Annotated in this window: 5 protein-coding genes and 2 rRNA genes (1 of these 7 running past the window's edge); 5 read left to right on the forward strand and 2 right to left on the reverse strand. The window is 64.8% G+C overall.

Annotation, left to right across the window (positions count from 1 at the left end; genetic code table 11):
- A 23S ribosomal RNA gene (locus AC3QL2_RS17055) occupies nt 1-2,198 on the forward strand; it begins 685 nt to the left of the window's first position.
- A gap of 118 nt (nt 2,199-2,316) precedes the next feature.
- A 5S ribosomal RNA gene (rrf, locus tag AC3QL2_RS17060) occupies nt 2,317-2,429 on the forward strand.
- 377 nt (nt 2,430-2,806) lie between these two features.
- Here rrf and fusA read toward each other — a convergent pair.
- Together fusA and AC3QL2_RS17070 are read right to left on the reverse strand one after the other, a co-directional pair.
- Nucleotides 2,807-4,858 (reverse strand): elongation factor G, encoded by a 2,052-nt coding sequence (gene fusA, locus AC3QL2_RS17065; protein WP_493235005.1) that lies wholly within the window; start codon nt 4,856-4,858, stop codon nt 2,807-2,809.
- Between the two features lie 108 nt (nt 4,859-4,966).
- On the reverse strand, nt 4,967-6,691 hold the full coding sequence (locus tag AC3QL2_RS17070; protein WP_493235006.1) for a SulP family inorganic anion transporter: 1,725 nt from the start codon (nt 6,689-6,691) through the stop codon (nt 4,967-4,969).
- Between the two features lie 228 nt (nt 6,692-6,919).
- Here AC3QL2_RS17070 and AC3QL2_RS17075 point away from each other — a divergent pair, with 228 nt between their 5' ends.
- From AC3QL2_RS17075 to AC3QL2_RS17085, 3 genes are all read left to right on the forward strand, one after another.
- Nucleotides 6,920-8,059, forward strand: coding sequence for a response regulator (locus tag AC3QL2_RS17075; RefSeq protein WP_493235008.1), 1,140 nt, complete (start codon nt 6,920-6,922; stop codon nt 8,057-8,059).
- Nucleotides 8,056-12,354 (forward strand): response regulator, encoded by a 4,299-nt coding sequence (locus AC3QL2_RS17080; protein ID WP_493235010.1) that lies wholly within the window; start codon nt 8,056-8,058, stop codon nt 12,352-12,354. The genes AC3QL2_RS17075 and AC3QL2_RS17080 overlap by 4 nt, the downstream gene beginning before the upstream one ends.
- Before the next feature lie 70 nt (nt 12,355-12,424).
- Nucleotides 12,425-13,639, forward strand: a complete 1,215-nt coding sequence (locus AC3QL2_RS17085) for an MFS transporter (protein ID WP_493235012.1) — start codon at nt 12,425-12,427, stop codon at nt 13,637-13,639.
- The last annotated feature ends 56 nt before the right edge of the window (nt 13,640-13,695 follow it).

Here is a 13,695-nt window from a genome sequence, read left to right on the forward strand (position 1 = left end):
ATCCATGGCCAGGATGAAGGTGCGGTAACACGCACTGGAGGTCCGAACCCACTAATGTTGAAAAATTAGGGGATGAGCTGTGGATAGGGGTGAAAGGCTAAACAAACTTGGAAATAGCTGGTTCTCCCCGAAAACTATTTAGGTAGTGCCTCGTGCGGACACTTCCGGGGGTAGAGCACTGTAATCGTTGGGGGGGTCATTGCGATCTACCCCGCGATAGCAAACTCCGAATACCGGAAAGTGATACACGGGAGACAGACGGTGGGTGCTAACGTCCATCGTCAAGAGGGAAACAACCCAGACCGCCAGCTAAGGTCCCAAATACATGGCTAAGTGGAAAACGAGGTGGGAAGGCATAGACAGCTAGGAGGTTGGCTTAGAAGCAGCCACCCTTTAAAGAAAGCGTAATAGCTCACTAGTCGAGTCGTCCTGCGCGGAAGATGTAACGGGGCTCAAGCCATGAACCGAAGCTGCGGATCTCGTAAGAGATGGTAGGGGAGCGTTCTGTAAGTCTGTGAAGGTGTCTTGTAAAGGATGCTGGAGATATCAGAAGTGCGAATGCTGACATGAGTAGCGATAAAGGGTGTGAAAAGCACCCTCGCCGAAAGCCCAAGGTTTCCTGCGCAACGTTCATCGACGCAGGGTGAGTCGGCCCCTAAGGCGAGGCAGAAATGCGTAGTCGATGGGAAACAGGTCAATATTCCTGTACCGCTCTATGATGCGATGGGGGGACGGAGAAGGTTAGGTCAGCCGGGTGTTGGACGTCCCGGTTTAAGCGTGTAGGCGTGCTCTTTAGGCAAATCCGGAGAGCTTAGCTGAGGCGTGACGACGAGGTCTCTTTGAGACCGAAGTGATTGATACCCTGCTTCCAGGAAAAGCCTCTAAGCTTCAGTCATAGAGTGACCGTACCGCAAACCGACACAGGTGGGCAGGTAGAAGATACTAAGGCGCTTGAGAGAACTCAGGAGAAGGAACTCGGCAAATTGATACCGTAACTTCGGGAGAAGGTATGCCTCGGTAGCTTGTAGGAGTACATCCGAAGGGCGAAGAGGCCGCAGAGAATCGGTGGCTGCGACTGTTTATTAAAAACACAGCACTCTGCAAACACGAAAGTGGACGTATAGGGTGTGACGCCTGCCCGGTGCCGGAAGGTTAAGTGATGGGGTGCAAGCTCTTGATCGAAGCCCCGGTAAACGGCGGCCGTAACTATAACGGTCCTAAGGTAGCGAAATTCCTTGTCGGGTAAGTTCCGACCTGCACGAATGGCGTAACGATGGCCACACTGTCTCCTCCTGAGACTCAGCGAAGTTGAAGTGTTTGTGAAGATGCAATCTCCCCGCGGCTAGACGGAAAGACCCCATGAACCTTTACTGTAGCTTTGCATTGGACTTTGACGGGACTTGTGTAGGATAGGTGGGAGGCGCTGAGACCAGGACGCTAGTTCTGGTGGAGCCGTCCTTGAAATACCACCCTGGTGTCGTTGAGGTTCTAACCTAGGTCTGTGAATCCAGATCGGGGACCGTGCATGGTAGGCAGTTTGACTGGGGCGGTCTCCTCCCAAAAGGTAACGGAGGAGTACGAAGGTCTTCTAGGTACGGTCGGACATCGTACTGATAGTGCAATGGCAAAAGAAGGCTTGACTGCGAGACCGACAAGTCGAGCAGGTGCGAAAGCAGGTCATAGTGATCCGGTGGTTCTGTATGGAAGGGCCATCGCTCAACGGATAAAAGGTACTCTGGGGATAACAGGCTGATTCCGCCCAAGAGTTCACATCGACGGCGGAGTTTGGCACCTCGATGTCGGCTCATCACATCCTGGGGCTGTAGCCGGTCCCAAGGGTATGGCTGTTCGCCATTTAAAGTGGTACGTGAGCTGGGTTTAAAACGTCGTGAGACAGTTTGGTCCCTATCTGCCGTGGGCGCTGGATATTTGAGGGGGCCTGCTCCTAGTACGAGAGGACCGGAGTGGACGGATCTCTGGTGTACCGGTTGTGACGCCAGTCGCATCGCCGGGTAGCTAAATCCGGAAGAGATAACCGCTGAAAGCATCTAAGCGGGAAACTCGCCTCAAGATGAGATATCCCTGGGAACTTGATTCCCCTGAAGGGTCGTTGAAGACCACGACGTTGATAGGCTGGGTGTGGAAGCGCAGTAATGCGTTAAGCTAACCAGTACTAATTGCCCGTGAGGCTTGATCCTATAACCTTGCAAAAAAGTGCAAGATGAACACCGCGCACAGCGCAGTCACACACCCCACAGAACACTTCTTCCCTTTGACGCTCAGCGCGAAAGCGCGCCTGAGCGGTACAAGTTATAGTCTGACGACCATAGCGTCTTGGAACCACCCCTTCCCATCCCGAACAGGACCGTGAAACGAGACCGCGCCGATGATAGTGCACAGCCGTGCGTGAAAGTAGGTCATCGTCAGACTAACCCATCGAAGCCCCCGCAGAGTTCTCTGCGGGGGCTTTTTGTATTGGAAATTCGGAACCAAGAACACCCGCCCGAACCCGCGCAACCCTTACCGTATCACCATACAGCCGCGTAACGACCCGGATGTCTTTACCGCTCCGTTGGGGAACCCTGCCTGCGCCTGCGTAGATCAGCGCGGGGGCCGCAGGGGCCCGGCCGGCGGTAAGAGTCCTCGATTGCCATGGGCATCGACGGTTCTTACGACTCCGCTCGGTTGTAGTCACAACCTGGGCTGCCGCCTATTGGGTTTCGAACGAGATCGAGGAGGCGGGTCGTCTGATTCCTCGATCTCGATTGCGCACGCGAGCTGATTGAGGCTCCCGCGTGGCCAGGAACTACTGTTCGCCTCCGCGCTTGCCGGCGTGTTCGCGAGCGAGGCGTTGTTGTACTTCGCCCGGAGCCGGTTCGTAGTGGCTGAAGGCGACACTGCAGCTGCCTTCGCCGCCGCTGATGGACTTGAGGCGGGATTCGAAGCCTTCCATCTCGGCCATCGGTACCACGCTGGTGATTTCGGTCCAGCCCGGTTGAGGGCTGTCGGTGCCGGTGACGCGGCCGCGGCGGCCTGAAAGCTCGGCGCTGATGCCGCCGAAGTGCTCGTCGGCGACTCGCACCGTGAGCGTCACCAGCGGTTCCAGCACCACTGGGCGGGCGCCCTGCACGGCTTCCTGCACCGCGTGGCGGGCGGCGGTGACGAAGGAGACTTCGTTGGAGTCCACCGTGTGGTGCTTGCCGTCGAAGACCACCACGCGGATGTCCTGCAGCGGAAAGCCGCTCAACACGCCCTCGGTGATGGCCTGGCGGACGCCTTTTTCCACTGCCGGCATGAAGTTGCCGGGAATGGTGCCGCCCTTCACCTCGTCAGCGAACTGCACACCGCCGCCGCGCTCCAGTGCCTCCACACGCAGGGCCACTTCGCCGAACTGGCCGGCGCCGCCGCTCTGCTTCTTGTGGCGGTAACGGGCTTCCGCCGTGCCGGCGACGGTTTCCCGGTAGGGGATGGCCGGTGGTTTGGTCTTGAGGTTGAGGTTCCAGCGTGCCTTGAGGGTTTCCAGCAGCGACTTGAGATGCACCTCGCCGAGGCCACGGATCACCGTTTCCTTGGCTTGCAGGTCGTGCTCGACGTTCAGGCAGGGATCTTCGTCGAGCAGGCGGTGCAGGGCTTCGGATAGCTTCTGTTCGTCGCCGTGCTTCTCGGCGGCCAGGGCCAGGCCGAAGACCGGCTGCGGGTAGGCGGGCGGGGCGAGGTGGTAGTGGTCCTCGTCGTGGGCGTCGTGCAGCACCGCGTCCCGGTGGATCTCGTCGATACGCGCCACCGCACAGATGTCCCCGGGGATGCCGACTTCGATCTCGATCTGGTTCTTGCCCTGTACGTGCAGCAGGTGGGCGACCTTGAAGGGCTTGCGGGCGTCGCCGATGTAGAGCTGGGTGTTCGGTGTGACCGTGCCCTGGTGGATGCGGAACAGGCCGAGCTTGCCGCGGAAGGGGTCATTGCTGACCTGGAAGACGTGGGCGATGACGTGCTTGCTCGCGTCGGTGCTGACTGACACTGGCGTGGCGACCGGCCCTTCGCCCTTCAGGAAATGTGGCGGGTTGCCTTCGGTGGGGTCGGGCAGCAGGCGCCCCATCACGTCGAGCAGTTCGCGGATGCCGGCACCACTGCGTGCCGATGTGAAGCACACCGGAACCAGGTGGCCTTCACGCAAGGCCTGCTCGAACGGGTCGTGGAGCTGTTCCGGCTGCAGGGATTCGCCCTGTTCCAGGTACAGGGCCATCAGTTCTTCATCCACCTCGACGACCTGGTCCACGATGCGGTCGTGGGCATCGCGGACGCTGGAGAAGGCGGTGGTTGCCGCGTAGTCCGGCGCGAAGAAGCAGTCGATGACTGTTTCGCCGCCCGGCGCCGGCAGGTTGATCGGCAAGCATTCCTTGCCGAAGCTGGTGCCGATGCGCTCGAGCAGCCCGCCGAAATCAACGCCCGGCGCGTCGATGCGATTAACGACGATCATCCGGCACTGGCCGGCGGCGGCTTCCATGACCTTGCGGGTCACGGTCTCGACGCCGGCAGCAGCGTTGATCACGACGACGGCGGTTTCCACTGCCGGTAGCGTGGCCAGCGCGCGGCCCAAGAAATCCGGCAGGCCCGGCGTGTCGATGGCGTTGATCCAGTGTTCGGCCCATTCCAGATGGGCGACGGCACTGTTGAGGGAATGGCCGAGGGCCTTTTCCTGGGGATCGTAGTCGCTGACGGTATCACCGTGCTCGACCGATCCGGGGCTGCCGATGGCGCCGGCGGTGGCCAGCAGCTTCTCGAGCAGGGTGGTCTTTCCGCTCCCGGACTGGCCGAGCAGGCTTAGGTTACGGATATCGCGTACCGAGGTCGGTGTCATAAGGCGCTCCCTTGTTGTCTGTCCGAAAGCTTGAATGCCTGATTGGGTATCAGTATCTGCTTCTGCAAGGGGCACTACAACGACCCCGGTCAACAAAGTCCGGTGCACTCACCACTCGAGTCCGCGGCGTGCGTTGGCTGGCTGGATGCCGTCCAGGCCTGGCAGCAGGTGCTGCAGCGCGTGATCCTCGGTGCGGTAGCTTGCGTGTCCGGCGAGAAGACTGCGTAGCCCGGTGCGTTCCATCACTTCGAGTACCTGTTGCTTCAGGCCGCAGCAGGCCAGCGTACGGCCGGCTTCGGCCAGTTGGCGGTGAACCCGGCGCAGGGCCTCGACGCCGCTGGCGTCCATGTCGTTGATGCCGCCGCAAGATAGCAACAGCACCTTGAGGCCCGGATGGTCGCGCTCGACGGCCAGCACGGCGTCCTCGAAGGTTGCTGCGTTGACGAAATGCAGCGGACCGTCGAAGCGCAGGATGCTCAGTTGCGGATGGACCGGCGGCAGGCTGAAGCGCGCTGCGTCGCGCCAGGTACCGTCCGGGTGGCGGCCGAGCACCGCGACGCGGGGCTTCATGCTGCGGTAGATCAGCAGCGCCAGGGACAGGATCAGCCCGGACAGGATGCCAATCTCGATATGCGGGGCGAAGGCCAGTGTGGCAACGAAGCACACCGTGCCGGCCAGGCCGTCGTCCCGGTTGGCCCGCCAGGCTTCCTTGAGTTGGGTTGGTGACAGCAGTGCGGCGAGGGTTACGAGGATCACCGCCGCCAGCACCGGCAGCGGGATGTGGGCGATAAGCCCGGGCATGCTGAACAGCGCCGCCAATACCATCAAGGCGCCGACCACCGAGGCCAGCCCGGTACGTGCGCCATGGGCGAGCAGGAAGGCCGAGCGGCCGAAGGAGCCGCTGACCGGGTAGGCCTGGCACACCGAGGCGGTGATCTTGGCGAGGCCCTGGCCGATCAACTCCTGGTTGCCGTCCCAGCGCTCGCCGGTGCGTGCCGAGGCGACCTTGCAGCTCGACATGGCTTCCAGGAAGCTGACCAGCGCCAGGACGAAGGCCGATGGCAGCAGGTCGGTGATCTGTGCCCAGTCCGCACGTGGCAGCGCGAAGGCCAATGTTTCGTCGGGCAGCAGGCCGACGGTGCGCCCGCCGTTGTTCTCGAAGCCGGTTAGCCAGGCCACCCCGCTGAGGCCGGCGACCACGATCAAGACCCCCGGCCAGCGCGGCAGCAGGCGTTTGAGGGTGATCAGCAGCACAGCGGCGGCGACGCCGAGGGCGGCGGAATGGAGGTGGACGTCGGGCAGTGCGCTGGCCAGGTCCCCCACGGCTTCGAAGAAGGGGCGCTGGCCGGCACTGGGCAGGCCGAGCAGGGTCGGCACCTGGGCTACGCAGATCAGCAGCGAGCAGGCGTTGATGAAGCCGTGCAGCACCGGGTGGGACAGCAGGTCGGCAAAGTGGGCCAGGCGCAGCGCGCCGAACGCCAGTTGCAGCAGCCCAGCCAGCAGCGCCAGCTGCACCGCCAGCACCAGGTAGGTCTCCGAGCCGGGCAGGGCCAGCGGTGCCAGCGAGGTGGCGGTGAGCAGGCTGGTGAGGGCCACCGGGCCGGTGCTGAGTTGGCCTGACGAACCGAACAGCGCGCCGACAATGCTCGGCAGCAGCGATGCGTAGAGCCCCACGTAGGGCGGCAGGCCGGCCAGCTGGGCGTAGGCGAGGGCTTGCGGGATCGCTACCAGGGCCACCGTGAAGCCGGCCTGCAGGTCGGCCCGCAGGCCGGCGGCGTCCAGCTGGCGGGGCCAGGCGAGAAAGGGCAGCAGGCGGGCGAGCGGTCGAGGCATGGGGCCAAACATTGGGCGAGGGCGGAAAGTTTAGCCTGTGGCCCCGGTCGCGGCACATTTCACAAATGCTTATCGACCAGGGTCAAGATGCCGCATGGAACGGACGATAAGCAATGGATAATACGGCATCAGAATGAACCGGCCCCGCCAATCGCCCGGTTCCGCAAGCGAAAGGCGCGCATTGGCCTTTCCCGATGGTGTCGGTTTCGAGATCAATCCATTCCTACGATGAAGCCGTACCTGCCTCTTCCCGCCGTGCCTGCCGAAGATCCGTCATCTCCGCGGGCGACGGTGCTGATCGTCGATGACCTGCCGGAGAATCTGGAGGTCCTCGGCGAACTGCTGCAGCCCCCGTACCGCGTGCGCGGCGCGCAGAGCGGCGCACGCGCCCTGGCCGTCGCGCGTTCCAGCCCGGTGCCGGACCTGATCCTGCTCGACGTCATGATGCCCGGCATGGACGGCTACGCGGTCTTCGACGCACTGCGCGCGGATCCGCTGACACGCGACATCCCGGTCATCTTCGTGACCGCCCTGGATGGCGTCGAAGAGGAGGCGCGGGGCCTCGAACTTGGAGCGGTGGATTACATCACCAAGCCGATCCGCCCCAGCATCGTGCTGGCGCGGGTGCGCAACCAGCTCGAGCTCAAGCGCGCACGGGATCGTCTGCGTGATCAGAACGTTTTCCTCGAAGCCGAAATCGCCCGCCGGATGAGCGAGAACCAGCTCGTCCAGGATGTGAGCATCCGCGCGCTGGCGCGTCTGGCCGAGATCCGCGACCCGGAAACCGGCGATCACGTGCGGCGCACCCAGGCCTATGTGGAGCTGCTAGCCCGCCGCCTGGCGCTCGATTCGCAATACCAGGCGGCGCTCGGGCCGGACAGTATCGACCTGATCGTCAAATCGGCGCCACTGCACGACATTGGCAAGGTCGGCATCCCGGATCACATCCTGCTGAAAAACGGCAAGCTGAGCGCCGACGAATGGGAGGTCATGAAGTCCCACGCCCGCCTGGGCAGTGAGGCGATCCGCAATGCCGAAGAGGACGCCGAGCGGCCGCTGCCTTTCCTCGTCTACGCCAAAGATATCGCCCTCTACCACCACGAACGCTGGGATGGCTCCGGCTATCCGGAAGGGTTGGCCGGCGAGGCGATTCCGCTGTCCGCCCGCCTGATGGCGCTGGCTGACGTCTTCGATGCGCTGGTGTCGCGAAGGGTCTATAAAGCCGCGGTACCGCTGGAGACGGCCCGCGACATGATCTGCGAGGCACGGGGCAGCCATTTCGACCCTGCCGTGGTGGATGCCTTCCTGACCGAATTCGGGCGCTTCGCCGAGATTGCGGGCCACTATCAGGATGAGGGGCGCGCATGAACAGCCGCATCGCCCGGGTGGTGCTCGTCTATGCGCTGCTCGCCACGGGCTGGGTATTGTTCTCCGACAGCCTGGTGAGTCTGCTGTCTTCCCAGCCCGAGGACTTGATGCTGCTCAGCACGTTGAAGGGCTGGGTCTTCGTGGCCGTGAGCTCGGGTGCCTTGTGGGTGGTCCTGCGTCGTTTTACCGGTCGAGCGGAGGCGAAGGCGCCGGGGCGCGGCGCTTGGACGTGGCTGTTGCGGGAGCGCGGAGGGCTGCGCCTGTTGCTGCCGTTTTCTCTGTTCGCGCTGGTAGTTGTCGCGCTTGGGGTCGGCAGCGCGATGTTCACGATCCACGACCGGGAGCAGCAGGAGATCCGCCGCCTGGAGGCGGTGGCCGACCTGAAGCTCGGGCAGATTGCCACTTGGCTGGACGAGCGTCGTGCGGATGCCCAGGCCCTGGCGGGAGACCCCAGCTTCGGGCTGCTGCATGCGCAATGGGGTGGCCCGGAGGCCCGGGAGCGCTTGCGCGAGCATCTCGAGAGCGTGCGTGGGGCCTACCGTTACCGTCGCGTGGCGGTGTTCGATGCGGACGGGCGCGCGGTGGTCGCCTCGGGCTCGGACTTCGAAGTGCCGGATGTGCTGCGCGCGACGGTTCGCAAGGCGCTGGCCGAGGGGCGAACCCTGGATACCAACTTCTATCGGGATGGGAATGGCGAGAAAGCCGAGGTCAGGCTGGATTTCGTGGCCCCGCTGAAGGGGGGGCATGATACGCCCCGCTGGGCCGTCGTCCTTGAAGTGGATCCGCAGGCCTTCCTGTTCGCCTATCTGCAGGGCTGGCCGGTGCCGAGCCGGACTGCCGAAACCCTGCTGCTGCGCCAGGATGGCAATGCGCTGGTCAATCTCAATCCGCTGCGGCATCAGGATATTCCGGCCCTGGGGCTGCGTTTGCCGTTGAGCAGTGAAGACGTGCTAGCCGTCCAGGCGGTCGGAAATCCCGAGCATCGGCCGGCCATCGTCGGAGCCGTGGATTACCACGGCCAGCGGGTGATTGGCGTTGGTCGCCCGGTGCCAGGCACCGATTGGACGATGGTCGTCAAGGTGGATGAGGACGAGATGTACGAGGGCTCCCGCCGTCAGGTCTGGTGGATCGCGCTGGCGATGGGCTTTGCCTTGTTCACCACCGCGGGGGCTGCGCTGTTGCTGTTCCAGCATCGCGAGCTGCAGCTCACGCGCCGGCGGGAAGAAGCCCAGGGGCGTCAGCTCCGGGCGTTGCAGATGCTCGACGCGATCGTTGGGCAGGCGGTGGATGGCATCGTGCTGCTGGATGTGGAAACACTGGGTTTCGTGGAGTTCAACGAGGCGGCCTGCCGCGGGCTTGGTTACACGCGGGAGGCGTTCGCGTCGGTCCGTCTGCCCGACATCCAGGTCAACCTGTCGCCGCAAGAGGTTGCCCGGCGGGTCCAGGACATCGCGGCACGCAACGAGCCGGTGATGTTCGACAGCCGCCAGAAACGCGCGGATGGCAGCGTGCGTGATGTGGAGCTGAGCTACAGCGCGCTGGAAATCAATGGCCGCCGCTACCTGGCAGGCATCTGGCGGGACGTCACCGAAAAGCGAAAGTCGGCCGAACTGTTGCTCAAGCTGTCGCTGGCGGTGGAGCAGAGCCTGGCCAGCGTGATCATCGTGGACCTGGACGGCCGGATCGAGTACGTGAACAAGGCCTTTCTCGAGGGTACCGGCTATGGGCTGGACGAGGTCATCGGCCAGCGTGCCGGTTTCCTCAAGTCGGGGTTGACGCCGCCGGAAGTCTTCGCCGATCTGTGGAAGACGCTGCGCGCCGGCCGGCCGTGGGAGGGCGAGTTCATCAACCGGTGGCGCAGTGGCGAGGTCCATGTTGAGTTTGCACGCATCTCGCCGATTGTGCAGCCGGATGGCCGCACCACGCACTACCTGGGCATCCAGGAGGACATCACCGAGCGCAAGCGGGTCGAGGCGGAGTTGGCCCGCCACCGGGACCACCTGGAGCAACTCGTCGCTGAGCGCACCCTCCAGCTCGAGGAAGCCAACCACGTGTTGTCCGAGCGCTCCACGGAGCTGGAGGCTGCCCGTCAGGCGTCCGATGCGGCCAACCGGGCGAAGAGCGCCTTCCTGGCCAACATGAGCCACGAGATCCGTACGCCGATGAACGCCATCATCGGCCTGACCCATCTGATGCGTCGCAATGCGGAAAGCGACGAGGCGCGCATGAGGCTGCAGAAGGTCAGCGATGCGGCCGACCATCTGCTGTCCATCATCAACGACATCCTCGACATCTCGAAGATCGAGGCAGGCAAGCTGAGCCTGGACGACGCCGAGTTCAGCCTCGAGGATGTGGTGCGCAACGCCTGTACGCTGGTTGCCGACCGGGCCGTCCAGAAGGGGCTGGAGCTGGTCGTGGACACCCACCGGGTGCCGGCCCTGCTGCGCGGCGACGCAACCCGGCTGGGGCAGATGCTCGTCAATTACCTGGGCAACGCGGTCAAGTTCACCGACGCCGGCCGTATCGTGCTGCGGGCCATCGAGGAGGAGCGCTCCGACGACGCAGTCCGGCTGCGTTTCGAGGTCATCGACAGCGGCATCGGCATCCAGCCCGATGTACAGGCGCGCCTCTTCAAGCCCTTCGAGCAGGCCGACGGATCGACGACCCGGCGTTTTGGCGGGACCGGACTGGGGCTGGCAATTGTCGGCCACCTAGCCCGCATGATGGGCGGCCGAATCGGCGTGGACAGCCAGCCGGGGCAGGGCAGCCGCTTCTGGTTTTCGGCGCGCTTCGGCCGAGTCGGCCGCGACGCGGTAATGCCGGCGCCCTTGACGGGGTTGCGCGCACTGGTGGTCGATGATCTTGCAGAGGCCGGCGAGGCCGTGGCGGGTATGCTCGACATGCTGGGGGCCAGTGTCGAGTGCTGCGACTCGGGGCCGTCCGCGCTGGAGCGGCTGCGCCACGCGCAGGAGGCTGGGGCTGCGGTGGACCTGTTGTTCGTCGATGCCGGGATGCCGGACATGGACGGCTTCGAAACCGCGCGGCAGGCGGCGGCGCTTGCGCTGCCAGCCCCGCCGCGCTGCGTCGTGCTGACTCGCGAAGAGGAGCCCAGAGGTGCGGTGGGTGGTGGGCACCCGGGTGTCGAAGCCACGCTGGCCAAGCCTGTCCTGCCGTCGAGCCTGCTGCGCGTGATCGCCGGCCTGATCGAGGCACGCCGTCCGCTGGCGCCGGCCGACGCGGCGCAGCAGCACGAGGCGACCTTGAGGCGGGACTACGGCGGCGCTCGCGTCCTCATCGTGGAGGACAGCCACATCAACCAGGAAGTCGCGCTGTCCTTGCTGGAGAGCGTCGGCCTGAAGGCCGAGCTGGCGGAGAACGGCGCACTGGCGGTGGCCAAGGCGGCCGGTGCCGCATTCGATCTGATCCTGATGGACATGCAGATGCCGGTCATGGACGGCATCGAGGCGACCGAGGCGATCCGCGCCCGTGGGCTGACGATGCCGATCCTGGCGATGACCGCCAATGCCTTCGGCGAGGATCGGGAGCGCTGCCTGCAGGCCGGCATGAACGACCACCTGTCGAAGCCCGTCGACCCGGCGGTGCTCTACGCCAAGCTGCTGCAGTGGCTGCCCGTGCCGCGCGTGCAGCCGGCTACTGAGACTGCCGGTGTGGTGCTCGCCGACGGGGACGGCATTGCCCAACCGCCGGACCTGATGACGGCCCTGGAAAGCGTACCCGGCCTGGACGTGGCCTATGGGCTGAAGAACCTGCGCGGACGGATACCCAACTACCTGCGCCTGCTGCACAAGTATGCCGCTGGCCACGCGGCCGATGGCGGCCGGATCCGCAGCGAATGGGAGGCCGGCAACCAGAGCGAGGCGGCCCGGCTGGCGCATTCCCTGAAGGGCGTTGCCGGCATGATCGGCATCCGCCCGGTGCAGGCGCTGGCCGCCCGCCTGGATGCGGCCTTGCGCGGTGAGGACGGGGCCGACATCGATGTGCTGCTGACTGAGCTGGAAGCGGCCCAGGCCGAGGCCATCGCAGCGGTCCGGGCCTTGCCGGACCCCGAGCGGCTGAACGCCGAAACGACCGGCATGCCCGTCGAGGCGGACGAAGCGATGGCCCGCCTGGACGCCTTGCTGGCCGAAGACAACGTGGCGGCGGTGCGGGTGGCGCGGGAGTCGGCGGAATGCCTGAAGCCGGTCCTCGGCAGCCTGTGGCTGCGCTTCGAGCGGGAAGTGGCGTCCTACGATTTCCCGGCGGCACTGGTGACGCTGCGCGCACGTAAATCCTGATTGACCGGCCCCGGGCGTCTGGAGGATGCTGCGCAGCCGATGAAAACCGGCCCCCGGCCGTGCTCCCGTCATGACGTCATCTTCCCTTTCCGCCTCTTCGCCCGCCGGCGCCTTCTGGCCGCTGGTGCTTACCGCCTCGGCGGTGCTGATGATCACGATGGGCGTGCGCCTGTCCCTCGGCCTCTACGTGTCGCCGATCAATACCTCTACCGGGATGGGCATCGCCGCGATCAGCTTCGCGATGGCGATCGGGCAGTTCATGTGGGGCGCTTCGCAGCCGATTTTCGGGGCGCTGGCCGACCGCTACGGGCCCGGCAGTTCCTTGTTCACCGGGGCCGTCATGCTGATCCTCGGGCTGGCGCTGACGCCCCTCGTCAGCACCGAGTTCGGCCTGGCCGTGACGCTCGGGCTGCTGGTGTCGGCGGGCGCCGGTGCGGGCAGCTTCTCGATCCTCATCGGCGCGCTGGCCCAGCGCCTGCCGCCGCCGCGGCGCGCCTTCGCGTCGGGCTTCATCAACGCCGGCGGCTCCTTCGGGCAGTTCGTCTTCGCGCCGCTGTCCCAGTTCCTGATCGCCGGCTTCGGCTGGGTCACGGCCCTTTACGGGCTGGCGGCGATCTGCCTGCTGACGATCCCGCTGTCCTGGCCGCTGCGCCACAAGGTCGAACATCCCCAATCCGCCGCGCCCGACATGGGGCTGCGCCAGCAGCTCAAGGTGGCGCTGGGGGACCGCAGCTACTGGTGCCTGCACGCGGGTTTCCTTACCTGTGGCTTCCACATCGCCTTCCTGGTCACCCATCTGCCCGGCGCGGTGGACCTGTGCGGCCTGCCAGCCAATGTGTCGGCGCTGTCGCTGGCCTTGATCGGCCTCGCCAACATTGCCGGCAGCCTCGGCGCGGGCGCCCTCGGCCAGCATTACCGCATGAAGTGGATCCTGACCGTCATGTACGCGTCGCGGGCCGTGCTGGTCGGGCTGTACCTGCTGGCGCCGAAGACGCCGATGACCTTCTATGCCTTCTCCATCGGCCTCGGCCTGACCTGGCTGGCGACGGTGCCGCCCACCGCCGGGCTGGTCGGCAAGCTGTTCGGGCTGCGCTACCTGGCCACGCTGTTCGGCCTGACCCTGCTGTCCCACCAGATCGGGGCCTTCTTCGGAGCCTGGCTGGGCGGACTGGCGCTGGTGCATTTCGGCAATTACGACTGGATGTGGTACGCCGATATCGTGCTGGCGCTGCTGGCCGCGCTGGTCAATGTGCCGATCCGCGAACCGGTGCCGGCGCATCGCTGATGCCATCGGCACGGAACTGACGACCGCTGGCGTCGGTCATCCTTGAAAGGAAGATC

This window comes from Zoogloea sp. GW822-FHT05C07, assembly GCF_058800215.1.